Annotated in this window: 19 protein-coding genes and 1 pseudogene; 9 read left to right on the top strand and 11 right to left on the bottom strand. The window is 68.9% G+C overall.

Annotation, left to right across the window (positions count from 1 at the left end; translation table 11 throughout):
• The first annotated feature begins 561 nt into the window (after nt 1–561).
• The 4 genes and pseudogenes from AC5P09_RS46805 to AC5P09_RS46790 all read left to right on the top strand — a co-directional run bounded on the left by AC5P09_RS46805 (nt 562) and on the right by AC5P09_RS46790 (nt 3,582).
• The gene (locus AC5P09_RS46805; protein ID WP_493879784.1) at nt 562–939 is read left to right on the top strand and encodes a hypothetical protein; all 378 of its coding nucleotides are present in this window, start codon (nt 562–564) and stop codon (nt 937–939) included.
• A 180-nt stretch (nt 940–1,119) separates the two neighbouring features.
• Nucleotides 1,120–1,413: pseudogene (locus AC5P09_RS46800) on the top strand (ABC transporter permease); the annotation flags it as partial.
• A 25-nt stretch (nt 1,414–1,438) separates the two neighbouring features.
• Nucleotides 1,439–2,989, top strand: coding sequence for a penicillin-binding transpeptidase domain-containing protein (locus tag AC5P09_RS46795; RefSeq protein ID WP_493879783.1), 1,551 nt, complete (start codon nt 1,439–1,441; stop codon nt 2,987–2,989).
• Between the two features lie 401 nt (nt 2,990–3,390).
• Nucleotides 3,391–3,582, top strand: a complete 192-nt coding sequence (locus AC5P09_RS46790) for a hypothetical protein (RefSeq protein WP_493879782.1) — start codon at nt 3,391–3,393, stop codon at nt 3,580–3,582.
• A gap of 190 nt (nt 3,583–3,772) precedes the next feature.
• Here AC5P09_RS46790 and AC5P09_RS46785 read toward each other — a convergent pair whose 3' ends face one another.
• Both AC5P09_RS46785 and AC5P09_RS46780 read right to left on the bottom strand, forming a co-directional pair.
• Nucleotides 3,773–4,405 (bottom strand): DedA family protein, encoded by a 633-nt coding sequence (locus tag AC5P09_RS46785; protein WP_493879781.1) that lies wholly within the window; start codon nt 4,403–4,405, stop codon nt 3,773–3,775.
• Between the two features lie 167 nt (nt 4,406–4,572).
• Nucleotides 4,573–5,679, bottom strand: a complete 1,107-nt coding sequence (locus AC5P09_RS46780) for an FAD-dependent monooxygenase (protein ID WP_493879780.1) — start codon at nt 5,677–5,679, stop codon at nt 4,573–4,575.
• 646 nt (nt 5,680–6,325) lie between these two features.
• On the opposite strand from AC5P09_RS46780, the gene AC5P09_RS46775 reads away from it, so the two are divergent.
• Both AC5P09_RS46775 and AC5P09_RS46770 read left to right on the top strand, forming a co-directional pair.
• Nucleotides 6,326–6,463, top strand: coding sequence for a hypothetical protein (locus AC5P09_RS46775; protein ID WP_493879779.1), 138 nt, complete (start codon nt 6,326–6,328; stop codon nt 6,461–6,463).
• 73 nt (nt 6,464–6,536) lie between these two features.
• Complete coding sequence (locus tag AC5P09_RS46770) at nt 6,537–7,145, top strand: NAD(P)-dependent oxidoreductase (RefSeq protein WP_493879778.1); 609 nt, start codon at nt 6,537–6,539, stop codon at nt 7,143–7,145.
• A 9-nt stretch (nt 7,146–7,154) separates the two neighbouring features.
• Here AC5P09_RS46770 and AC5P09_RS46765 read toward each other — a convergent pair whose 3' ends face one another.
• Entirely contained in the window at nt 7,155–8,054 is a 900-nt protein-coding gene (locus tag AC5P09_RS46765; protein ID WP_493879777.1) for a LysR family transcriptional regulator, read from the bottom strand.
• Between the two features lie 25 nt (nt 8,055–8,079).
• Between AC5P09_RS46765 and AC5P09_RS46760 the strand changes: the two genes are divergently transcribed.
• Both AC5P09_RS46760 and AC5P09_RS46755 read left to right on the top strand, forming a co-directional pair.
• Nucleotides 8,080–8,856, top strand: coding sequence for an alpha/beta fold hydrolase (locus AC5P09_RS46760; RefSeq protein ID WP_493879776.1), 777 nt, complete (start codon nt 8,080–8,082; stop codon nt 8,854–8,856).
• A gap of 368 nt (nt 8,857–9,224) precedes the next feature.
• Entirely contained in the window at nt 9,225–10,445 is a 1,221-nt protein-coding gene (locus AC5P09_RS46755; protein WP_493879775.1) for a metallophosphoesterase, read from the top strand.
• 1,210 nt (nt 10,446–11,655) lie between these two features.
• On the opposite strand, the gene AC5P09_RS46750 is transcribed toward AC5P09_RS46755, so the two are convergent.
• The 7 genes from AC5P09_RS46750 to AC5P09_RS46720 form a co-directional block, all read right to left on the bottom strand.
• Nucleotides 11,656–12,393: an HAD family hydrolase gene (locus AC5P09_RS46750; RefSeq protein ID WP_493879774.1), complete on the bottom strand. Its 738-nt coding sequence runs from the start codon at nt 12,391–12,393 to the stop codon at nt 11,656–11,658.
• Nucleotides 12,390–13,199, bottom strand: a complete 810-nt coding sequence (locus tag AC5P09_RS46745; protein WP_493879773.1) for a DeoR/GlpR family DNA-binding transcription regulator — start codon at nt 13,197–13,199, stop codon at nt 12,390–12,392. Before AC5P09_RS46745 ends, AC5P09_RS46750 begins: the two co-directional genes overlap by 4 nt.
• Before the next feature lie 167 nt (nt 13,200–13,366).
• The gene (locus AC5P09_RS46740; RefSeq protein ID WP_493879772.1) at nt 13,367–14,401 is read right to left on the bottom strand and encodes a zinc-dependent alcohol dehydrogenase; all 1,035 of its coding nucleotides are present in this window, start codon (nt 14,399–14,401) and stop codon (nt 13,367–13,369) included.
• 26 nt (nt 14,402–14,427) lie between these two features.
• On the bottom strand, nt 14,428–15,435 hold the full coding sequence (locus AC5P09_RS46735) for a zinc-dependent alcohol dehydrogenase family protein (protein ID WP_493879771.1): 1,008 nt from the start codon (nt 15,433–15,435) through the stop codon (nt 14,428–14,430).
• Nucleotides 15,432–16,316, bottom strand: coding sequence for a carbohydrate ABC transporter permease (locus AC5P09_RS46730; protein ID WP_217236293.1), 885 nt, complete (start codon nt 16,314–16,316; stop codon nt 15,432–15,434). Before AC5P09_RS46730 ends, AC5P09_RS46735 begins: the two co-directional genes overlap by 4 nt.
• Nucleotides 16,313–17,275, bottom strand: coding sequence for a carbohydrate ABC transporter permease (locus tag AC5P09_RS46725; protein WP_493879770.1), 963 nt, complete (start codon nt 17,273–17,275; stop codon nt 16,313–16,315). Before AC5P09_RS46725 ends, AC5P09_RS46730 begins: the two co-directional genes overlap by 4 nt.
• 80 nt (nt 17,276–17,355) lie before the next feature.
• Entirely contained in the window at nt 17,356–18,708 is a 1,353-nt protein-coding gene (locus tag AC5P09_RS46720; protein WP_217236295.1) for an ABC transporter substrate-binding protein, read from the bottom strand.
• A gap of 1,743 nt (nt 18,709–20,451) precedes the next feature.
• On the opposite strand from AC5P09_RS46720, the gene AC5P09_RS46715 reads away from it, so the two are divergent.
• Nucleotides 20,452–23,601: an ATP-binding protein gene (locus AC5P09_RS46715; RefSeq protein ID WP_493879769.1), complete on the top strand. Its 3,150-nt coding sequence runs from the start codon at nt 20,452–20,454 to the stop codon at nt 23,599–23,601.
• Here AC5P09_RS46715 and AC5P09_RS46710 read toward each other — a convergent pair.
• Nucleotides 23,582–23,850, bottom strand: a 269-nt coding sequence (locus tag AC5P09_RS46710; protein WP_493879768.1) for an ABC transporter permease, incomplete at its 5' end; no start/stop codon positions are given. The two genes, AC5P09_RS46715 and AC5P09_RS46710, sit on opposite strands and share 20 nt — an antisense overlap.

Below are 23,850 nucleotides of genomic sequence, written 5' to 3'. Positions count from 1 at the left end.
CCTGACCGCGAACAGCGAGGACAAACAGGGCGAAGCAATCACCCTATGCGGCAACGATCACCCCTGAAGGATCGAGGTCAATGCCCCGGGTGAGCCACTGGTCAGGGAAAGGCAGGGGAGCGGTCAAGAATCCGTCAACCGGTCGGGCAGGCCGTACGACTCCATCGCGCCACCCCGTCATACAACTCCCCTGGCAGGCAATCAAGTTGACGTAACTGATTACTCCTCGGTCGGGCATGGAAGCGCAAGCCAGCCGTCCCGAGTGCTGCGAACGGACCTTGTAGGTCCTGTGCATGCCATGTCTAATGACGAGGCGTCCGGCGAAGAGGCACAAAAAACCTGCTCCCGCCCTGGACGCACAACCATCAGCCGGCAATGCACTTCGTGGCACAGGTGCCACGCTGCTCCCGTCTGCCGTAAATCAACATGAGGGGGTCTCATGCGTCTCAGAACCATGAGTGCTGCCGTTTCAGCTATGGCGGCCGTCAGTTCGGCCGTTCTTTACGCCGGTCCGGCTGCCGCAGCGACCACCACGCAGTACGTCAGCGACAACTGCATTTCATGAGCCGCACCGAGGTTGACCTGTACATGAATTACCACTCGGTCCCGGCCGGTGAGGACAATCCGTCGGGCAGCTTCGCCTCGTTCCATGGGAACATCGAGGACCACGCTGGCACATATGTCTCGTACAACGGTGGCGCCAGTGTCACCCGTTACGTCTACGTGTTCGCCGCGGGAGAGGGGGACGGCTCCGGTCAGCTGGTGAAGAACAATGCAGCCTCGGCCAACAACTGCTCCACCGTGGACGGATACCGGGTCTATTACAACTCCGGTTACGCCGGGCACTCCCAGTCCGTTCCGCATGCCTACGGGTGCAGCGTCAGCACGAATCTCGACGCCACCCTGAAGAACAACAATGCGTCATCTCACTTCGCGTAACAGCGGGCGGGCGCGGCAGCTCGCGGCTCTGGCTGCGGCCGTCGTACTGTCCGCCTGCTCCTCGTCGCCCCCCGGCTCATCCTCCGCAGGCACCACGCTCGGCAGTTCGTCCGTGGCCGCCGCCATCGACACGTCGAAGTGGCCGAAGGCTGTCACGGACTCGGGCCTCGTCAAGGGGATGACGCGGTCGGCGAGATCGGACTGCGCCGCGCTCTGGGGGCACGCGCGCGGCACATCCTCACCCAGTTCCTCACCGAGTCCGCGGTCCTGGGAACGCTGGGCGGAGTGATCGGAACCTCGCTCGGCGTCCTGGCGGTGGTCGGTGTCGCGACCGTGCGGAACTGGACCCCTGTCGTGCAGCCGGGCACGGTGATCGCCGCCCCGGTGATCGGCCTGGCCACCGGACTGCCGGCCGGGCTGTACCCGGCCTGGCGCGCTGCCCGCATCCAGCCCGTCGAAGCCCTCCGGCGCTGACTCACCTCACCACGCAAGGAAGCCGATGCGCATCACACGCCACACCGCCGCCCTGGCCCTCGCCGCTGCCCTGCTGGCCGGTGGAGCCGCATACGGGGTCCACGCCTTCGACGACTACGACCGGAACTCCGGGACCGGAGCCGTCAGCGACACGGCGCGTGCGTTCCTGACCGCCTGGCAGGCCGGTGACCTGGACAAGGCCGCCCGGCTCACCACCAGTCCCGATCAGGCCCTGACCGAGCTGCGGGCCTACCGGAACGACACGGGCGCCACCGCCCTGACGCTTCTCCCCGAGCACACAGACCAAGCCACCGTTCGCTTCAAGGTCAGCGCACACCTGAACTACGGCGGCACCAGGGCGACCTGGAACTACGTCTCGAAGTTGGCCGTGGTGAGCAACCCGGCCACCGGCCGCCTTCGCGTCTCCTGGCACAGCTCTGTGATCCATCCCGCTCTGCCCGACGGAGGCGGCTACACCCTGCAGCCGTTCGCCGACTCCGCCCCGCCCGTCACCACCGACCGCCGCGGCACCCGGCTGACCGCACACGAGCACCCCGGCCTGGCCCAAGTCCTGACACAGATTCAGGGCCGCTACGGCGAGGGGGAACAAGACGCCCTCGGCATACGGCTCTCCTCCGCCGGCGACGGTGGCGCAGGACGCGTCGTCGCCATCCTGGGCGACGGAAAGAAGGCGCGGATCCGCACGCGTTTCGACGCCACCGTGCAGCAGGCCGTGGACACGGCAGCCGCCAGGTATTCAGGTGCGTCAGTGATCGTCATCCGCCCCAGCACCGGTGACGTACTGGCCGCGCGGACCACCGGCACGGACTTCGACCCCACGCTGGAGGGCGTACAGGCGCCGGGGCAGATCTTCGAACTCGTCACGACCGCGGCTCTCCTGGACCGTGACGCAGTCACCCCCGGCACACAGGTCGGCTGCCCCACCACTGCCTCCTACGGCGGCCGGACGTTCTCCGGTCCCGGCGGCTGGAGCGCCCCGGACACCCGGTTCGCCGATGTCTTCACGCACGCCTGCGACACCGGCTACGTACGACTGGCCGGCAAACTCACGGGCCAGGACCTCGCCTCCGAGGCCCGTGACGTGTTCGGCCTCGGCCTGGACTGGCAGACCGGCATCACCACCGCCGACGGCGCCGTACCCCAGCTGGACGGCGCCGACAAGGCCGCCGCCGTCATCGGCCGGGGCGAGGTCCGCCTCAACACCCTCAACCTCGCCTCCCTCACCGCCACCATCCAGAGCGGTTCGTTCAAACAGCCCCTGTTCATCGGCCCCAGCGCCAGCGGGAAGACGCCGGCCCGCACCCGCCGCCCCCTCCCCCACCACGTGGCGGACGACCTGCGGGCACTGATGCGGGCCTACGCCGACAACTCCGGCGTCGGAAGCGGCGCATTCGGAGGTGTCGCCGACCAGTTCGCCGACAGCGATCAGCCCATCACGGGCTGGTTCACCGCCTACCGCGAGGACATGGCCGTGGCCGTCACCGCTCCGGAGCGGACACACCAGCCGAAGACCGCCGAGGCAGTCGCCCGTGCGATCCTCGACGCCACCGGCTGACCACCCACTTCCCTCCGTCCATCACTCCCTCGCGACCGGGGTCGGCGGGCCGAGTCGTGTCCAGAAGGGCACGGGAACCTCAACGAGCGGCTGCCACCGTGTCCAGGCCGGCGTGTCCAGCAACAGCCGCTGGACCGTCGAGGGCGCCGCGTTGGAACGCGCACTCACATCATAACTGGGCACGGGGTTTCTCGATTCAGCTCGATGGTGTCCGGCGAGACGGGTTCAAGGGCCCGGGGCAGCGGGTCACTCCGCGTCGGAAGTGGCATCGCCAGCCTTTGCGTGAAATTGCAGCCGTGCGGAGGATCTTCGCCATGGCGCTCGCTATGACCACGCATGGGCCCGAGCATCCGAGAGGTCGGGCGGCTACAGGTACGCCTTCTGCCGCTTGGCGCAAGATCGTGGACGCCAACCTGATTCAGTTCCACCGCATGGCATTGATGCGCGTCGCGTGGCGATATGTCGACGGCAAGCCCAGTATTTTCCCTCTACTTCACGTGATCACCTACGGCGCCCACCGGGTCACGAGAATGCTGCGGGCCACGGAGTTCAACGGTACGGGCCACACCGGCCCGACCTACAACTACACCTAGAGATCTTTGATGGCTGGGGTTACGGCGGTTGGAGGTCGAGTCCGGTCTTGGCCATGAGGCCCTCGATGAGACCGGGTCGGTACTGCATCCGTTTGAGCCGGGTCTTCGCTAGTGTCTCCCCAAGACTACGACAAAAGTCTCGCACGACCCGCCCCACCCTCCTGGGTGCTTTCGGTATGGAAGCCGCGCCTCAATGATATCCGGAAACGACATCATCTGGCTTGATCGGATTCTTGCGGCGCCGCATATATCGCGAGAACTCCATCGCACCGGTTACCGCGAACGCGAGCCCGATGCCGACCGCGATGGCAAGCAGCGTATTCTCCTGGAAGAAGACGCCACCCAGGTATCCCGACAGTGCGGTATAGGCGCTCCATGTGGAGGTGGAAATCGCAACGTACAGCATGAACTTGCGTAGCGGATATCTCACCACGCCTGCCGTTCCTGTGGCGAGATAGCGTCCGACCGGAATGAATCGCGTGGAGACGAGTACGAAACCGCCGCGTGATTCAAGTTCGCGCTCGAACCAGTCATACGCCTTCCGGCGCTTGGTACCGACTGGCAGGCGCTTTAATACGCGTTCCCCCATCAACCGGCCGACGGAGTAAGGAACGAGGTCGCCGAGAAAGGCGCCAACCGTCGTAGCGGCGATGACAAGCATGATATTCGTCTGTCCGGTTGCGCCGGCGATGCCTGCGAGGATCACGACGGGTTCACTCGGGATCAACGGGAGGAAAGAGTCGAGTAACGATACCGCGATGAGCACGGCGTAGAGTGCAGGCGACGCTATCAAAGACTCTGTGAGGTCTATCCAGTCCGGCATCTGCTACCCGCCTCCTGTCATATGGCTACGAAAATTCACGGGTGATTCCCTAATTCTTGGAGGTGCTGATGGGGTGGCGGATGCCCGGTCTCCCGAGTTTTTGGTCCAGGATTCGGGTTGGTGTGACGGTCGGCCTGGGCAGCGAGCAGGTCTCCCGTCGGCCGGTGTCAGGTGGCGGGTGCCGTGGTGAGCATCCAGCGACTGAACGCGGCGTAGCGGTGCGCGAATTCGACTGCGTCGCCGGCATGTTCGACGGCAGCGGAGTGCTCGCGGACCGTATCGAAGCGGGCGCTGCGGGCGTGCTCGTAGGCAGTGAGGGCCTTTTCCAGGTCGGCCTCGGCTGTCAGGCTGCTGCGCAGGACGCCGACATCTTCGATGCCGAGGGTGCCGCCGGAAGCGATGTGGGGGGACAGGCCGTGCGCGGCATCGCCGATCAGAGCGACGCGCGCGCTGGTCCAACGGGGTAGTTCCGGGACCAGCGTGACCTGGTTCTCCAGGATGGATTCCTCCGGCGTTTCGGCGATCAGGGACAGGAGTTCGTCGTTCCATCCCGCCTCGGCCAGATTCCGTGCGCGTTCCAGTGCCCGTTCGCGCTTGCTTCCGGTGAGTGGTTCGGCGTCGAACTGGTTGACCATCCACATGGTCCGATCGCGAGCGATCCTGGCGTATCCGCCGCGGGTTCGGCGGTGGCCGACAGTAAGCACGGTGGCCTCCGATTTCTGGTTGCCGGTCGGCACGATCGCGCGCCAGACATAGTGGCCGGAGTGCGTTACGGCGTCGCTCCCCGGCACCAGCTGCTTGCGCACGTTTGAGTGGACGCCGTCCGCGCCGATCAGTAGATCTGCGCGAAGTGTCTCGCCGCTGGCGAGGTGCACGACGACGTCCGATGCGGTCTCGGTATATCCGGTCGCGTGGGCGTCGAGGAGGATTCGGTCGCGACCGATGGTGTCGGCCAGAAGATTGTTCAACTCGGGGCGCGGCACGAGGAGGAACTGGTGCTCGCTGTCGGTTTGACCAGGTGCGCGGACCGGATCGCCGGCAGGGCTGAAGAACCATGTGTTCTGTTCGATGCCCATGTCGCGGATTGCGGGGCCGATGCCGAGGTGGTCGAACTCCCGTAACGCGTTGGCCCACAGGCCGATTCCGGCGCCGACGGCGCGAATTCGCGGTGCCTGTTCCAGCACGATGACGTCGTGGCCGATGAGTTTGAGGGAGGCCGCGGCCGTGAGCCCTACGAGGCCGCCGCCGACGATCACCGTGGATTTCGTGGACAACTTCTTTACTCCTTCGCGTTGACGGTCGGGGGTGCCGGGGTCGCCGCCGAGACGGGCAGTGTGTCTGAAGGCTCATAGCGGGAGTTGCGTTGCCGGCTCGTCAGTGAGTACCGATGCGGCAGGCAAGGGCTTCCTTCATCAGCGAGGTGCGGCCGGAGGCACGTCTCGACACTACGAGCAAACACTGATTGCTTCAAATGCACTTTGGTCAATTAGGGATTTACTCACATGCATTTGACTCGCGGTGCACGCCGTCACGCCGCATGCCGCGTGTCCGTGACAGCACACAGACGATGACCTTGCCCGAAGGGCTCGCGCAGCCAGGACTCGCCGTTCATGGTGACGACACCTCTGCCGCACCCAGACCCCGTCCGCAGTGGATTGCAGCGCTACGCGCCATGTCGACTGGTGGCGCGCTGTGTCGACGTCTCGGCGACCGGGCTACTGGGGACGTTGGCGACGGCGGCTCGGTGGCCAACGTCGTCCTGGCCACCGTGAACACCGCGTTCTCCAGGCAATCGATCGAAACCCGCCCGAGCGGCGACGGCAGGCAGATGATGTCCGCCGCCGCCCTGCTGTGCGCAGAGGTTGGCGGACCACGGAAAACCGCCTCGAATGCCGGTCGTCGCACACCCCGCGAGAACCCATGTCTGACATCTGGGAGGAGCCCAAGCTGCCACAGGTCCACCTCGGCAACGGTGAATATCCGTGGCAGGTCCCGGTGTTCATCCCGAAGGCCCCGCAGGTTCCCGCGCGGCCCACTCCGCTCCTCACCCCGACGTGATTGCGTCTAGGTAACTTACCAAGTCAGATACTTGCATTTGATGTCAAGTGATGGACTCCCTAACGTTCCCGGCATGAACCTCACCGTCCTCGCGGCCTCCGGCCAGACCGGAATCGCCCTCACCCGACAGGCGCTGCGACGTGGTCACACCGTGACCGCCATCGCGCGTGATCCCGAGCGGATCGCCGTGTCCGACTCCCCGAACCTGCGCAAAGTGGCGGGCGATGTGAACGACGCGGCCGGCATCGCCGCCGTCGTGGGCGGGGATTCCGTGGTCCTTTCCGCGCTCGGCACGGACCGGGCGGGGATTCTCCTGGCCGGCGCCCGGGCCGTCGTCGCCGCCGGACCGCGGCGCGTCATCTGGCTCGGTGCCTACGGCACGGGCAAGTCGGCCGAAGTGGCGGGGGAGGGCGCGGGCGTACTCGCCAAGGTGCTGGGCGACCGGCTCGCGGACAAGGTCGAAGCCGACAACACCGTTCTCGCGGCCGGGGGCACCGTCTTCCACGCCGGGATGCTCGCTGACGGGCCGGAAAGCCCCCGTCGGCGCACGGTCGGCCTGGAGGCCGCGCCTCCCTTCGACCTCGGTGCGAAGGTCAGCCGGGAAACCGTCGCCGCGGCGATGCTCGACGAAGCGGAGGCGCCCGGTTTTCCCGGTGCCGTAGCCCTGCCATTGGCGGAGTAGGCCGAGCGGTCAGCAGGCGGTGATCTCCTCGATCGACGCCCGGACCTGCTCGCGGAGCCAGGCGTGGGCGGGGTCGGAATCGTAGCGCTGGTGCCAGTTGCAGTTGATCGTCGCTGCCGGGGACGCGATCGGCAGCGGCCGGGCGATGAGCCCGAACGCCTCGATGAGCGGGCGGCCGAGGATCTCCGTGCAGGTGACCAGCGCGTCGCCGCGGGCGGCGATCTGCAGGGCGGTGGACACCGTCGCCACCGCCGCGACCACCCGGCGCCGCAGGCCTTCGGCGGCCAGCGCGTCGTCGATCGGTGCGGTGAGGCGGCCGCGCCGGGAGATCACCACATGTGGCTGCGCCGCGTAGGAGGCCAGGTCGAGTCCGGCGGCACAAGGGTGGTCCGCGCGCATCGCCACGACGAGCCGATCGTCGCCGAGCGGCTCGGACCGGAACTCGGGCAGACTCGGCCTGCCGCCACCGAGTTCCAGATCGACGCGGCCGTGGCGCAGGTCGTCGGTGTCGACGGAGTTCTCCGCCAGCACCCGCAACTGCACCCCGGCAGCCTGCCGCTGGACCCTCCCGACCAGTACCGGTACCAGGGACGCGGCCGCCGCGTCGTGACACTGGATCGTGAAGGTGCGATCCAGCTCGGCCAGGTCCAGCTCACGGATCGGCGAGAGCACTGCGTGCGCCTGCCTGACCAGCCGGTGCACGTCCTCCCGCACCGACAGTGCGTACGGGGTGGGCGTCATCGAGTGGCCGGTGCGCACCAGGATGTCGTCCCCGGTGACGGCGCGAAGTCGGCCGAGGGTGCGGCTGACCGCGGGCGAGGACAGGTGAAGCCGCTCGGCTGCACCCATCACGCTGCCCTCTTCGAGCAGGGCGTCCAGCACGGTCAGCAGATTCAAGTCCAATTGCATAAAAGTAAATCTTAAGGAGCATTCCATGAGCCAGGAACACAATCAGCTGGCCCGCGACCTCAACGGCACGGGACCGCTACTCGTGGCAGTCCACGGCATCACCGAGAACCGAAGCTTCTGGGCCCCTGTCTGCCTGCAGCAGCACTTCCGCGTGCTGCGCGTCGACCTGCGCGGCCACGGGGACTCGCCTCGGACCTCCCCGTTCGGGATTGACGAGTCGGTGGAGGACATCCACCATCTGATCGAGTCGCTGGGCGAGGATCTGACTGGGGACCAGTCCCCGTTCATCGTCGGCCATTCCCTCGGTGGGGTGATTGCGACTGCCTACGCAGCTCGTTATCCGACCCGTGGCGTGGTCAACGTTGACCAGTCGCTGCGGGTCGGCCCGCTGCCTGCGGAGATAGCCATCGCTGTGCGGGGAGAGGGCTTCGCGGACTTCGTTCGTACGGTTTTCGCCTCGCTGTACGGTGAGCTGGACCCTGTGCTCGTGGCCGACATCGAGCGCCGCCGCACCCTCGACCAGGACGTGTTCAGCGGTTTTTGGACCCCGTTGCTTGATTGGGACGCTGACACCCTGGCAGCGTGGTCTCGACGGACCACGAGTCTCCCGCCTGGTGTCCCGTACCTGTCTTTGCATGGAACGGACCCCGGTGGTGACTACGCCGACTGGCTCGCCGACCGCATCCCCGCCGCCGTGGCCGAGCAGGCACCGAAGCGCACGCACTATCCGCACCTGGCACAACCCGAATGGTTCGTCTCCCGCGTCCATAAGTTCTTTACGGACTTCGGCTCGTCAGGGTGACGCTGGCTCGTCGAGAGCCAGGCCAGTGCCCGCTATGAAGCCGTCGAGAGTTTCGGGCGACTCGGCGCCCCTGCTGCCTGAGAGTGTGGACCAGTTCACCCCTGTCCTCGGGTGAGCATGCGAAGTGCACGGTCTCGATGGCCAGGTGGGCGGGCGACGGCACGGGTCGGGGTCTCGCGGTACAGGTCCCATTCCAATGCCCGTCTGACCGTGCACGGCCAACGACTCCTGATCGATCGGGTCCGGGCCGGTCGCCCCGTCGCGCACGTTGCCGATGAAATGGGCATCAATGGTCGGCAAGACGTCCCCCAGGACGACCGGATACAGTGCGCGCGTCGGCAATCTGGTTACTTGAGAAAAGGGGAAGCGTGACCGCCACCAGCGAAACCCGAGCCGCGGACGGTGCGGCGCATGCGCCCCAGCAGGGCCGACTGCGCCGCCTGATGCGCTACATCCCTTTGATCGCCCCCGTCCTGCTGTGGACCGTGCCCTGCTGGGTGCTGCTGCACGCCGGCCAGAACTGGCCGCTCCCCGTGGCGCTGGGCGGCACGGCCCTGTTCGTCCTCGGTCTGATCGCTATGCCGCTCGCGATGGTGCGCGGCCACGGCCGACGGCAGCAGGACTGGGCGGCGATCGTTGGAGACACCCTCCTTGGGACCAGCTGGGTGCTGTTCACCTGGTCCGTCCTGCTCGGCGTCCTGCTGCGCCTCGCCCTGACCGCGGCCGGCGTAGGCGACGGTCAGAACCGGGCCCGGATCGTCACTTGGGCGGTCCTCGGCGTAGCCGCCGTGCTGCTCGCCTGGGGGTACGCCGAGGCCCGCCGGGTGCCACGGGTGCGCCAGCTCGACGTACAACTCCCGCGCCTGGGAGCCGGATTGGACGGCACCCGCGTCGTCCTCATCACCGACACCCACTACGGCCCGCTCGACCGCGCCCGCTGGTCGGCGCGGGTCTGCGCGAAGGTCAACACCCTGGAGGCCGACCTGGTCTGCCACACCGGCGACATCGCGGACGGCACGGCCGAACGCCGCCGCGCCCAGGCCGCTCCGCTCGGCACCGTGCGAGCCACCCGGGCCCGGGTCTACGTCACCGGAAACCACGAGTACTACAGCGAGGCCCAGGGCTGGGTCGACCTGATGGACGAGCTGGGTTGGGAGCCGCTGCGCAACCGTCATCTGCTGCTCGAACGCGGCGGCGACACCCTTGTGGTCGCCGGCGTGGATGACGTCACCGCCGAGTCCTCCGGCCTGGCCGGCCACCGCGCCCACCTCGCCGGCGCCCTGAACGGCGCCGACCCCGACCTGCCCGTCCTGCTCCTGGCCCACCAGCCCAAGTTCGTCGACCGGGCCGCAGCAGGCGGCATCGACCTCCAACTCTCCGGCCACACCCACGGCGGCCAGATCTGGCCCTTCCACCACCTCGTCCGCATCGACCAGCCCGCCGTCGCCGGCCTCAGCCGCCACGGCACCCGCACCCTTCTCTACACCAGCCGCGGCACCGGATTCTGGGGCCCGCCGTTCCGCGTCTTCGCCCCCAGCGAGATCACCCTGCTCGTACTCCGCTCCCCGCAGCGGCCTCCCACGCCGTAACACGGAGCGGGCCGACCATCCCTCATGGACCGGTTCACCGAGTCGAAGCCTGTCTCGTCCTCCCATGCGCGGACGCCGGCGGTCGGCCATCTCATCCCAGAACGCTGTACCCAATGCTGGGCAGTTCGGAGTCGTTCGGCCACCGCGGGCAGCGCAGCGGGATCCCCGTACACCTAGACCGCCATGCAGCGCCAGATACGCGAGTCGACAACCATGCACACCCTGGCAGACCGGCTGCCCTAGCAGACGGTCAGGTGGGTCGACCGGGTTGGGCATGCCTTTCGATAACAGCAGGTCACAGCACAGCTCCGAAGCGACCTCCGGCACGACACCGGCGAGCGCCCGCCGACCAGGGTGACCGCTCGGCACAGGCGGAGGCCAAGGCAGAAGTATGGCTGATCAGGAAAAACGCCACACCGGAAGGTGACGGCCCGCAGGGAGGGCGTGAGTCTCCTCCGCCGACCTGATTGAAGCGCATCAATCAGCGGGCCACCGCACGCAGCAGCCCCGCAGGCACCGCACCACCCCGCGACCTCCACCCAGGAAGGCCATCCCTACAGTCCGGGGTCTGCCGGCCGAGTGGTTGGACGGACTGCGGGAGCGCCGTTCTGGTCCTGGACGAGGCCGACGACGCCGACGGAGTGTGGGCGGGGTTCTGCCCGGACCGCCAGGGTTCCCAGGCTCCCCGGGGACGGCTCCTACGACACTGAGAATCCCGTAACACCCCGAAGCGCCGTGCGGCCTCCTACACGACCGGGCCGGCCGGGCCGACCGGGATCCGACTCATTCTGACCGCCCCGGCCCCTCCAGCACCTGCGTGCCGACCTGAGTGCGCGACCCCGTCGTTCCCTGGACAGCCCATGCCAAGACTGCCCACAACCCGCCCGCTCCGAGGGCCGGTCACGTTGACCGATCCCGAACCAATGAGCCCGGGGCAGGTGCGGCCGAGTCCGGTACCCCACTGCGCGAACTCATCGACACCCGCCTGAGCGCGGAGCTCCGTATCCCTCCGAAGCACCCGGGGCGCCTCCCGGTCGCCCCTTCGTACATGGTGCGGTTGGCGCGCGACGCGGAGTCGCTCGCACCGAGGGCTACAAGGCCGCCACCGCTCGGCGATCCGCCGCGACGAGGAGATACGCCATGCCTTCTCCATCGACGGCGTCAAACGATCCGTCGGGGCGGTTTCCCGTACGACCGTGGACCACCACGGTCAGACCACGAGCCGCTGCACATCCGTCAGGCCGCGCTCACCGGTGCGGTGTTCCGCCGGCAGGATGTAGGTGCGCAGGCCGCAGGCGGCTGCGCCGCCGTCGCGGACCGGGTTGTCGCCGACCATGAGGGTGGCGCGGGGGTCCGCGCCGAGGTCGGCGCACGCTTTGAGGAACAGCTGCGGGTCGGGCTTTTCGCGGCCCTGCTCGTAGGAGATGACGCAGGTGTCGATCAAGGCGTCCAGCCCGTGGTGGGCGAGGTGGATGCGCAGGTCCCAGGCGAAGTCGCTGACGATGCCGACGCGCAGTCCGCGCTGGTGCAGGGCACGCAGGACCGGTTCGGTGTCGGGATAGGGAACCCAGGCGTCCGGAGCGGTGAGCTCCCGGTAGGCCGCCTCCTCCGCGCCGCGCAGAAAGTCCACCTGCCCCCACCATCCCCACATGGCGCGGCGGTGCTGTTCGGATGACAGATCACGGCCTTCCTGGAGGGCGACGAGGGAGGGCAGCCGGAAGGCGGCGCGCAACTCGTCGGAGATTCCGGCCACTGCGCCGGGCTCGTCCAGCGCGGCGAGTCGGCCGGAGGCGGCGCCCACCCGGCGCAGCCACGTCTCCAGGTCAATCATCTGGAAGATGGTGTTGCTGAAGTCGAACAGGACGGCCTGGACCGGAGGCACCGGCGCGGCCATCTCGGCGTCGCTGGGGCGGTAGGCGCTCGGTGTTTCGAACAGGGTGCGGATCACAGGGAAGGCTCTTCGGGTTCGACCGTCTCGACGGGGACTTCGAGGTCGCGTATGGCCGCGAGTTCCGTGTCGGGGGTCCCGGTGTCGGTGATGACGGTGTGGTAGTCGGCCACGGTGCCGTACGCGTACGTGGCGGTCTTGCCGAACTTCGAGTGGTCCACAAGGAGGAGCGCCTGTTCGGCGGAGGCGAGCATGGCCAGCTTCACCTCGACGTAGTCGTTCAGGGGGTGGAAGAGGCGTCCTTCCAGGACGGCGGTGGCGGACATCAGCGCAAGATCGGCCCGGATTTGGGACAGGGCGCGGGTGACGGTGGGGCCGGTGCAGGAGTTGAAGTCGCCGCGGTAGTGGCCGCCCAGCAGGGTGACGCTCACTCCGGGGGCGACAGACCCGAGGCGCTGGGCGAGGCCGACCGAGTTGGTGACGACGTGCAGCTGATCCACCTCCGCCAGCGCCGGGGCCAGGGGGAACAGAGTGGTCGAGTCCTCCATGAGCACCGTGCTGCCCGGTCTGATCCGGCCGACGACGGCCGCGCACAGCGCGTTCTTGGCCGCGAGGGCGCTGTTCTCCCGGAAACGGGTGGCCGTCTCCATGGTGAGGGCGGGGAACGCGACAGCCCGCCCGCGCTCCTTGCGCAGCAGATGCCGCCCGGTGAGGTCGTCCAGGTCCCGGTGCATCGTCATCAGGCTGACGTCGAAGTGCCGGGCCAGGTCGTCGATGCGGGTCTCGCCATGGTCGGCGACGTACCGCAGCACGGCCTGGCGCCGCTCCTCGACGGCCGCCTGGGACAGTCGCGTACGGGCGGTCACGGCGCTCCTCCTTCCCGCTCGCTCCGGTCTCGCAGTTTCCCACACGGGACGGTGCGGGTCGGGGCCTGTCCGGCTCGCGGGCCTCGGGCCGCTCGTGCGGCGGCGGCTGCTGCGTACGACGTGCGTCTCGGCGTCCATGTCTGCATCCCTGCCTGCGTAGCCGTGAGCTACGGTCCGTCCACCGTGACCAGTACCTTGACCTGCTCGGGGTCGACGGATGCGGCGAACGCCTTGGCGGCGTCCTCCAGCGGGTAGGTGGCGGTGACGATCTCGGCGGTGTCGATGGCGCCGGACGAGATCAGGGACATCGCGGTGCGGTAGTCGTCGCCGGTGTACATCAGCGTGCCCTCGATGCGGATTTCGCGGTCCTGGATCAGGTCGAGGCGGACCGGGGTGGTGCCGGCGGCGCCGACGCCGACGACGATGATCGTGCCGCCCTTGGTGACCAGGTCGGTGGCCTGGGCGATGGACTGTTCGCGCGCCACGCAGTCGAATACCACGTCGGCCGGTCCGCCGAGCGCCGCGTGGGCCTGGTTGGCGAGGTCGGGGGCGTCGGCGGGCAGGGCCGTGTCGGCTCCGAGACGCAGGGCGCGGTCCCGCTTGCCCGGCAACAGGTCGGTGACGGCGATCTTCGCGGCGCCCGCGTGCTGGGCGGCAGCGAGGACGAGCAGACCGATGGGCCCGGCGCCGAGCACGACGACCGTGCGTCCGGTGAGGTCACCGGCCTTCGCCACGGCGTGCACCGGGGTGGCCAGGGGCTCGACCAGGGCGGCCTCGATGTCGGTCATGCCGTCGGGGACGCGGTGGACACGGTCGGCCGGGATGGTGAACAGATCGGCCATGGCGCCGGGCGTCTGGCAGCCGAAGACCTTCAGTTCCTGACAGATGTTGTAGCGGCCGGAGCGGCACTGGGGGCACCGGCCGCAGTACAGGTTGGGCTCGATGATCACCCGGTCGCCGGGCGCGAAGTCCTCGGCTCCCTTTCCTGCCGCGGCGACGATGCCCACCGCCTCGTGTCCGGGACGGTAGGGCAGGTCGACGAAGGGGTGGTGGCCGGCCGCGGCATGGGTGTCGGAGCCGCATACGCCGACGACCGTGGTGCGTATGAGGAGTTCGGCGTCCCCGGGGACGGGGGCGGGCACCTCCTCGAGGGTGATGTCGTCGAGGGAGCGGACGAGAACGCGGCGGATCTGCTCGGTCATGGGGGGGTTCCGTTCGGTTCGGGCGTTCACGCGGTGGCGAGGCCGGGCTGGATCTGGATCTTGCGGCCGATGCCTGCCTGGAAGCGGGCGACTGCGTCCGGGAACGCCGCCAGGGGAAGGCGGTCACTGATGAAGACGCGCGGGTCGATGACACCGGTGGCGAAGAGGTCCGCGGCACGTTCGAAGCTGTGCAGGACGGCCATGGAGCCGGTGATCGTGATCTCCTGGTTGTAGATCTTGTACGGCTCGATGGTGGCCCGGGTGGCGTAGTCGGCGACTCCGAACTGCAGGTACGTGCCGCCTTTGCCCACCCGGCCGAGGGCGTCCTGGATGGCTTTCGCGTTGCCGGTGGCGTCGACGACCAGATCCCACCCGTAGGGCGGCCGGTCGAGCTCATCGGCGGACGCGGCACCGGCGGAGCAGCCCAATTGCCATGCCGTGGCCAGGCGTTCGGCGTTGATGTCGACGACGTCGACGCTCGCGGCGCCGGTGGCCTTGGCGAGCTGGAGCATCATCAGGCCCATGGTTCCGGCGCCGTAGACGAGCACGCGGGAGGCGAGTCGGCTGCGCAGGACGTCGTAGCCGCGCACCGCGCAGGACAGCGGCTCGATCAGGGCCGCGTCCTGGGCGTCTACGTGGCCGGGCAGTCGTACGCAGTTGGCGACGGGCGCCACGGCGTACTCGGCGGCGGCGCCCGGGTGGGTGACGCCGATGGCAGCCCAGCGTTCGCAGAGGTTGTTGTGGCCGAGGCGGCAGTAGTGGCACGCGAAGCAGTACAGCGACGGGTCCACGGCGACTTGGTCGCCGAGCGCGAGTTCGGTGACCTCGCTACCGAGGTCCACGACCTCCCCGGCGAACTCGTGGCCGGGGATGATGGGCAGCTTCGGGGCGAACTCCCCCTGCAGGATGTGCAGATCTGTACCGCACAGCCCGGTGGCCGCGACCTCGACGACGACCTCGCGCGGGCCGGGAGCGGGGTCGTCGACCCTGGCGATCTCGACACTGCCGGGCTGGGTGATGACGGCCGCTCTCACTTCACCGCTCCCAGGGACAGGCCGCGGACCAGCTTGTCCTGGGCGGCGAAACCGGCGATGAGGACCGGCAGCGAGACCAGGGTGGCAGCCGCGCACAGCCGGGCCAGGAACAGGCCCTCGTTGGTGATGAAGCCGACCAGGAACACCGGCGCGGTGGACGCCTGCGTGGCGGTGAGGTTCACGGCGAACATGAACTCGTTCCAGCTGAAGATGAAGCAGATCAGCGAGGTGGCGGCGAGTCCGGGCATGGCGACCGGTGCGACGACCCGCCACAGCACGGTGAGCAGGCCCGCGCCGTCGACCTCGGCCGCCTCCAGGATCTCCTTGGGGACCTCGGCGAGGAAGGAGCGCATCATCCATACCGCGATCGGCAGGTTCATGGCGGTGTAGAGGATGACCAGCGTCCACACGTTGTCCAGCATCCCGGCGTCCTTGACGATCAGGTACACCGGCAGCAGGGCCGCGATGGCCGGGAGGAACTTGGTGGACAGGAAGAAGAACATCACGTCGGTCCACTTCTCGACCGGCTTGATGGACAGGGCGTAGGCCGCCGGCACCGCCAGGGCGAGGACCAGGATCGTGGAAAGGATGCTGGCCATGGCCGAGTTGAGGAGGAAGGGGGTGATGTCCCGGCTGAACAGGAGTTTGTACTGGTCGAAGGTGACGGCCGCGAAGGGGGTGGGCGGATTGGTGGCCGCGTCGGCCTCCTGATGGAAGGAGGTGAGGACCATCCAGGCCACCGGCGCGAAGAACGCCAGGGTGGCGAGCCAGGCGACGAAGGTCCACAGGGGTGAGAGCCGGGGCTCACCGCCCTGGTCCTGCTTGCGGCGGAAGAGCTTTGTGAGCCTCGCCCCGGGCGCGGCGACTGCTGCATGGGTCATCGGGATGTCTCCTCGCGGAACAGCGACGCGATGGTGCGCAGCGCGAAGGTCGCGATCACGAACGCGCCGAGTACGACGACGACACCTGCGGCGGCTGCCTCGCCGTACTCGTACTTGCGGAACATTGTCAGGTAGATCTCGTAGGGCAGGTTGGTGGTCTGGGAGCCGGGGCCGCCCTGGGTGATGGTGAAGACCGCGTCGAAGGTCTGCACGACGTAGATCGTGCCGAGCAGGACGCCCAGCTCGATGTACTGGCGCAGGTGCGGCAGCGTGATGTGGCGGAAGGTCTGGAGCGCGGAGGCGCCGTCCATGCGGGCCGCCTCCAGGACGTCGCCGGGCTGCGCCTGCAGGCCGGCCAGGAGGATCAGCATCATGAACGGGGTCCACTGCCAGACCAGCGAGATCACGACGGCGGGCATCGGGTAGGAGGAGATCCAGTCGACCGTGGGGCCGTTGTCCGCTCCGAAGAACCTGTAGACGGCGTTGAGGGTGCCGTTGAGCAGTCCGTAGTCGGGGTTGTAGATGGCGTGCTTCCACAAAAGCGCCGCCGCGACCGGCATGACCAGGAACGGGGCGATGAGCAGGGTGCGCGCCAGCCCACGGCCCACGAACCGGCGGTCGAGCAGCATGGCCAGACCGAGGCCGAGGATCACGCTGATGACCACCACCGACGCGGTGAGCACGACGGTGTTGAGCACCGCCGTGCGCAGCCGCTCGTCGGTGAAGACGAACGAGAAGTTGGACAGGCCGACGAAGTGCCTCTCCCCCGGCTTGAGGATGTTCCACTGGAAGGTGGAGATGATCAACGTGGCCACGAAGGGCAGCTGCGTGACGACGATGGTGAAAATCAGCGCGGGCAGCAGCGGGATACGGCGCTTCCACTTGGCCGCCGCACCTGGGGACTTCCGGGTACGGACGGGTGGGGGTGGTGTCTTGGGGGGTGCGGTGAGCGTGGTCATGAATGGTTCCTCCGCCCGTGAAGGCCGGGGTCGCGGGGAGCGGCGCCCGGCCGGCGACGGGGCCGGCCGGGCGCTGAAGGTCACTTCTGGTAGGTCTTGGCGACGTCCTCGGCCAGCTTCTGGCCGTCGTTGAGCGCCTTGTCCACGCTGGTCTTGCCGGCGATGGCGGCGGAGATCTCCTGGGTCACCTTGGTGCCCAGGTCCTGGAACTCGGGGATGGCCACGTACTGGATGCCCACGGTCGGCCGGGGCTGGACGCCCGGGTTGGCCGGGTCGGCGCCCTCGATGGACTTCAGGGTGATGTCACCGAACGACGCGGCGGCCTTCTTGTACTCCGGGATCTCGTACGTGCTGGCCCGCTTGCCGGCCGGGACACGCGCCCAGCCGAGCTTCTCGCCGACGAGGTTCTCGTACTTCTTGCTGGAGGCCCACAGCATGAACTGCGAAGCGGCGTCGGCGTTCTTCGTGGTCTTCGGCATGGCCCACGACCAGGCCCACAGCCAGCCGCTGCTGTCCGTCTTGACGGTCGGCGCGTAGGCGTAGCCGACGTTCCCGGCGATCTTGCTGGAGGCGGGGTCCTCCAGCGACCCGGCCGCGCTGGTCGCGTCGTACCACATGGCAACCTTCTTCTGGCTCAGCGCGTTCAGGCACTCGGTGAACCCGGCCTGCGGGGCGCCGGCCTCACCGTGCTCGCGGACCAGGTCGACGTAGAACTTCGTGGCCTCCTTGAAGCCGCCGCTGTTGACCTGCGCCTTCCAGTCCTTGGTGAACCAGGTGCCGCCGAAGGTGTTGACCATGGACGTCAGCGGCGCACCCAGCTCGCCCCAGCCGGCCAGACCGCGCAGGCAGATGCCCTTCATGCCGGGCTCGGCACCGTCGACCTTGGCCGCGATGTCGGCGATCTGCTGCCAGGTCGGCCGTTCGGGCACCGTGATGCCCTTCGCCTTCATGACGTCCTTGTTGTACATGAGCATGGAGGACTCGCCGTAGAACGGCAGGGCGTAGAGCTTGCCGTCGGAGCCGGTGAGCGACTGCACCATCGGCTTGAGCAGGTCGGCCTTGTCGAAGCCCTTGTCCTTGTCGGCGTAGGAGCCCAGGTCGTGCAGCCAGCCGTTCTTCTCCCAGATGGGCACCTCGTAGGCGCCGATGGTGGCGACGTCGTACTGGCCGGCCTGGGTGGCGATGTCCTGGGTGACTTTGTCGCGCAGCTCGTTCTCGGGAAGGATCGTGAAGTTGACCTTGATCCCGGTGTCCTTGGTGAAGTTGTCCTTGGTCAGCTTCGCGATGTCCTCCATCTGCGGGTTGCCGACCATCAGGACGTTGATGCTCTTCCCTCCGCCCGAGGACCCGCCGGCTCCGGCTCCGGAACAGGCTGTGGCGAGCAGGGCGGTGGCGGCGGCGCCGGCTATGAGGGCGTATCTGGTCGATGCCATGTGACGGGGGGCCTCTCGTGCGGGTTCGCCGGGACCTCGACTGAGGCGCGGCGGGTCGAGCAGGGGTGTGGATGCGTCCTTGGGGAGTCGGGCGCGTTTCGATGGCCGAATTATTAGCAGGAGACTGCGCCGTTGTTAACACATCTTGCGAGAAATTCTCTTCAGACTTATCGTTAAACGGTCTCTGGGGGCTACGGACTCCACCGAACAGCCCAGCCCCAGCCCCAGCCCTCGACCTTGCCGCCGCCGTCCCCGAGGAACCCACATGAGCACCAGACCGGAACCCGCAGACCAGCCTGCCGTCGTCGTCGCCGGAGAGGCGCTGACTACTACCGCACCCCGCGCGGCGGGCACCCTCGCCCGGAGAACGCGCGGGTCCTGCGCAGCGTGGACCGCATAGCGCAGTGCCTCCAGTGCTAGCCCCAATCCGGGATGACCAACTGCACGACGACGCCCCGCCGCAGCAAGCCGGCGGGTGTCGTCGTATCAGGTCCCCGGCTACGCAGGACCCCCACCGAAGCAAGCCGACGGGGGTTCTCACGTGTCACGAGCGATCACAGGCGTGTCACCAACCCCGCAGACACCCTCACGCCACAAGGCCCTGACCTGCACTTACGCGCTCACCCCGGACCAACTGGACACCCGTGCACGGTTTCCACGACATGTGCCATGTGGTGTGCCCACCCCAGGCGGGCAGCCATCCACATCTGTCGGCCCAGCCGACTACCGCTCCGTACATGAACTCGATGGAACAACCAAGATCCGGACCATATGCGGGCCAGACGAGCCGTAAGTGCCTCCTGTTACATAATCGCCGCAGCTCACGGGCTCGCGGGCGCTGTACCACCAGCAGACGAAGAACCTGCTGATGCCAAGGACACTGGCCAAGGGCTCCACGGGCGACCTACAGGGATTCCGGGGCCCGAGCGGGAACAGCCACTTCCGACCGCGCGCTCGGCTTCTCGTCGGCAGACGTACGAGGACCGACGGGGCCATCTTTCGGCTCCTCACGCACGAGAGCGACCAGCCGCCTCGACCGCTCCGATGCTTGGCATCCACTTGCCGGGCCTGCTCCAGGAGCGGATCCTTTCCGCCGCCCTTCGGTACAGCCACATCGTCCACTTCGTCCGCGAGGCCACCATCCGAATGGCCCAGGGGCCGGTGCACCAACAATTCGACGGACAGCAGCACCGCGACCGGCGGCCAGCCCGCCACGAGGACCGGTTTCCACGTCAACGTCGCGGCAGTCGCGATATTGGCAGTCAAAGACACCGCGATCCCGAACAGAAAGGCCGTCCAGACGACGTAACGCGTCCGACGGCCCTCCCCCCGGGCAGGCTTCAGCAAGCCGTCTGTGGCCAGCAAGCAGCCCGTCCACAGAGAACGGCCACAAGCGGCCGTCACCGGGTCCACTCCCCCTTGCAGAGCGAAGTGACGCTGACGCACGTACGACGCGTACGCCGCGACCCTCGCGACAACCAGACCGCACAGGGGCCGCACCCACACATCCGGATCAAACTCACTCCGACCGGCCGGACGGGCTTCGATTCCCTCCCCGGGCCGCGTCACCGCTCCCGCCCCCCGCCCGGCCCGTTGCGCGAGGGGGCGGGGTGCGTGATGAGATGGCGGAAGGGGAGCGTGGAGCGTCGGGCCTGGTCCGGGACGCTTTTTGGGTTGAGGCCGTGGGTGGGTGCGATCCCTGTGCGCCCTCGTGGTGGCGGGCGACTTGGCTAATCTGCACGCGTGACCACCGACCTGACCCTTCTGCCGCGTGTCGCCCATCGCGGACAGGAGATCACCGCGCCCCGGCTCCGCGGCCTCCTCGCGCTGCTCGCCGGCGACTTGCGCACGGGCTGCAGCACCGAGCGGCTCGTGGCGGGGCTGTGGCCGGACGAGTTACCGGAGCGGCCGGCGAAGGCGGTGCAGGTCCTCGTGTCCAGGGCGCGGGCGGCGCTGGGCGCCGACGTCATCGCCAGCACGCCGACCGGATACCGTCTCACCCTCGCCGGGGACCAGGTCGACAGTTCCGCTCTGCTGCTGCACGCCGCCGCGAGCGCGGACCGGGCCAGGGCCGGGGACCACGCGGGATCGCTGGCCGCGGCCGAGGCCGGGCTCGCGCTGTGGGAGGGCACCCCTGACGAGGCGTACGACCCCGGCGACCCTGTAGCCGCGCTGCGCAGCGAGCGCGCCCCCGTCCGCGGCACTCTCATTCGCGCGCGGGCGCTCGCGCTCGCCCGCCTCGGCCGGCACGCGGAGGCGGCCGGGCCGCTGGCCGTGGCCGCCTCGGAGCATCCGCGCGACGAGGAAGTGCTCGCCGAGCTGCTGCGCGGCGAGGCAGCGACGGCGGGCCCGTCCGCCGCGCTGACGCGGTACGAGGCATACCGCCGTGAGCTCCGCGACGAGCTCGGCACGGATCCGGGCGCCACGCTCAAGGCCGTGCAGCGGGAACTGCTGCGCGGCGAGGCACCTGTGGTCCGGCACGGTGTGCCGCACGAGCCGAACCCGCTCCTGGGGCGGGACGAGGACATCGCGGCGGTGCAGCGGCTGCTGCGCGCCTCCCGCGCCATCAACATCGTCGGCCCCGGCGGCCTCGGCAAGACCCGGCTCGCGCACGCCGTCAGCCGCCGGGCCGAGCAGCGCGTGGTGCATTTCGTGCCGCTCGCCGGCGTCACCGCGGACGCGGACGTGGCCGCGCAGGTGGCCTCCGCGCTCGGCGCGGGCGAGGGGCGGCACGGCGCCATGAGCGGCCACGCCTCGGCCGACCCGGTGTCCGGCGTCCTCGGCGTACTCGGCTCCGGGCCCGCTCTGCTGGTCCTCGACAACTGCGAGCAGGTCATCCGGGGCGCCGCCGACCTCGTACAGGCCCTGGTCTCGTCCTCGAAGGACCTGCGGGTGCTCGCCACCAGCCGGGCCCCGCTCGGTCTCAGCTCGGAGGCGGTGTACGCGCTGCCGGAGCTGGCTCTCGACACCTCGGTCGAGCTGTTCACACAGCGGGCCCGGGCCGCCCGGCCCGGCGTGGAGCTGCCACCGGACGCGGTGGCCGAGCTGTGCCGCCACCTCGACGGGCTGCCGCTGGCGGTGGAGCTGGCCGCGGCGCGGGTGCGGGTCCTGTCGGTGCCGGAGATCGCCCGCCGCCTCGGCGACCGGTTCGCGCTGCTGCGCGGCGGGGCACGGGACGTACCGGAGCGCCACCGCACGCTGCACGCGGTCGTGGACTGGAGCTGGAACCTCCTCACGGAGGACGGCAGGGCGGCGATGCGCACGCTGTCCGTCTTCCCCGGCGGCTTCTCGGGCGAGGCGGCGGAGCAGGTGCTGGGCGAGGACGCGCTGTTCCTGCTGGAGCAGTTGGCCGATCAGTCGCTGCTCACCGTCGTCGACACCCCGGCCGGCGTGCGGTTCAGGATGCTGGAGACCGTACGGGAGTTCAGCGCGGCCCGGCGTGCCGAGGCGGGCGAAGAAGAGGAGGCCATCGGCCGGTTCCTCGCCTGGGCGCGGGACTTCGGGGTCGCGTACCACGACTGGCTCTTCCGCTCGGAACCCCTGACCGCCTGGGAGCGGATCAGGGCCGAGCAGGACAACCTCGTGCTGGCCCTGCGGCACGCCCTGGCCCGTACGGACGGCCCCACCACCGCCGCCCTCACCGCCGTCCTCGCCGCCCTGTGGTCCATCGGCTCCAACTACCCCCGCCTCACCGCCCTCGCCGCGGACACCGGCCCGCCACTGTCGCACTACTACCCCGAGCCCGAATACGTTGAAGTCGCCCGCGCCGCCGCGGTGTTGTGCACGACGAGCCTGTTCATGGGCTACGGCCCGCACGTCGTACGCCAGCTCGTCACCCTCAGGCGGCTGCCCCCGGCCCCGCCGGACACGCTGCTGCGCGCCATCGCGGTAGTGCTGAACGCGGTCCCCGAGATGCTGCCTCCCGACTACGAAGTGCTGCACGAGCTCTGTGAGAGCGAGCAGCCGCTGCTCGCCGGCATCGCGGAGTGCGTCGCCACCTACGTCTGGGAGTACGAGCACGACATCGACCGGGCGCTCGTCTCTGCGCGCCGGATCATCATCGCACTGGCGCCGGTCGACAACCCGTTCCTGCGGGTCATGGGCTACGCCCGGCTGGGCGAGCTGTGCTTGAAGACGGAGCAGGGCGAGGCCGCGTACGGGTACCTCAAGGCGGTGCTCGAGGCGCTGCCGCGGCTCGGCGGCGAGCACGACTTCCACGACTTCATCGGCGTCCGCTGGGGCCTCGCCCTCGCCTGCCTGCAGCGCGGCGACCCTGATGAGGCCGAGTACTGGCTGCGGCAGGCGGAGGGCGGCAACACCCCGCAGGACGACGACTTCTCCGACCTCGGCGGCCGTGCCGAGATCGCGCTCGCCCGCGGACTGACCGAGGTCGGGCTCGGCTTGTGGCGCAGCGCCGCGGAGCAGGTAGCCGGGTTCGGCTCGATGCACAGTGGCGACCCCTTCCTCGACCGATGGGCCCTGCAGATCCAGTCGGTGGCGGTGACGGCGCACGCGCACGCCGGCCGCCTCGAGCTGGTCGCGGAGCCGGTCCACCGGCTGCAGCAGGGGCTGCGGACCTTGCTCTCCGGTCCGTCCGGCTCGCCCATGGATCTCCATCTGTTCGGGACGGTGCTCCACGCGCTCGGCATGGCAGGGCTCGCCTCCGGCGAGGCCCGTGCCGTGCGGATGATCGCGCTGGCCGAACGGCTGCGGGTGTTGCGCGAGTTCCAGCCGACGATGTCGGCGGACCGCGCCCGGAGGGCAATCGGGGTGGCCGGGGACGCTGCCAGGGCGGCGTACGCCGACGCGGTGTCGGAGTACGCCGCCCTGGAGCGGGGCGAGTTGCGGGAGGCGGCCCGCGCTGTCATGGCGGCTACTTCGGGTCTCGGTTGAACAGCGAGGTCGACCAGCGGTAGCCGAGTGCGGTCAGGCCGACGCACCAGACGAGCGCGATCCACCCGTTGTGGCCGATCCCGGTGCCGAGCAGCAGGCCGCGCAGGGTCTCGATGGCGGGCGTGAAGGGCTGGTACTCGGCGATCGGCTGGAACCAGCCCGGGATCGCGTCGATGGGGACGAAGGCGGACGAGATGAGCGGGAGGAGGATCAGCGGCGTTGCCATGTTGCCGGCCGCCTCGGGGTTCG

The organism is Streptomyces sp. a15, assembly GCF_059026085.1.
Note: the sequence above shows the minus strand (reverse complement) of the source record. Positions and strands in the feature narration are given on the sequence as shown.

What these genes read in the sequence shown, in the direction of transcription:
- AC5P09_RS46805 (WP_493879784.1), top strand. Translation starts at nt 562, where the DNA reads ATGAGCCGCACCGAGGTTGACCTGTACATGAATTACCACTCGGTCCCG.
- AC5P09_RS46795 (WP_493879783.1), top strand. Translation starts at nt 1,439, where the DNA reads ATGCGCATCACACGCCACACCGCCGCCCTGGCCCTCGCCGCTGCCCTG.
- AC5P09_RS46785 (WP_493879781.1), bottom strand. Translation starts at nt 4,405, where the DNA reads ATGCCGGACTGGATAGACCTCACAGAGTCTTTGATAGCGTCGCCTGCA.
- AC5P09_RS46775 (WP_493879779.1), top strand. Translation starts at nt 6,326, where the DNA reads ATGTCTGACATCTGGGAGGAGCCCAAGCTGCCACAGGTCCACCTCGGC.
- AC5P09_RS46770 (WP_493879778.1), top strand. Translation starts at nt 6,537, where the DNA reads ATGAACCTCACCGTCCTCGCGGCCTCCGGCCAGACCGGAATCGCCCTC.
- AC5P09_RS46765 (WP_493879777.1), bottom strand. Translation starts at nt 8,054, where the DNA reads ATGCAATTGGACTTGAATCTGCTGACCGTGCTGGACGCCCTGCTCGAA.
- AC5P09_RS46760 (WP_493879776.1), top strand. Translation starts at nt 8,080, where the DNA reads ATGAGCCAGGAACACAATCAGCTGGCCCGCGACCTCAACGGCACGGGA.
- AC5P09_RS46740 (WP_493879772.1), bottom strand. Translation starts at nt 14,401, where the DNA reads ATGACCGAGCAGATCCGCCGCGTTCTCGTCCGCTCCCTCGACGACATC.
- AC5P09_RS46730 (WP_217236293.1), bottom strand. Translation starts at nt 16,316, where the DNA reads ATGACCCATGCAGCAGTCGCCGCGCCCGGGGCGAGGCTCACAAAGCTC.
- AC5P09_RS46725 (WP_493879770.1), bottom strand. Translation starts at nt 17,275, where the DNA reads ATGACCACGCTCACCGCACCCCCCAAGACACCACCCCCACCCGTCCGT.
- AC5P09_RS46720 (WP_217236295.1), bottom strand. Translation starts at nt 18,708, where the DNA reads ATGGCATCGACCAGATACGCCCTCATAGCCGGCGCCGCCGCCACCGCC.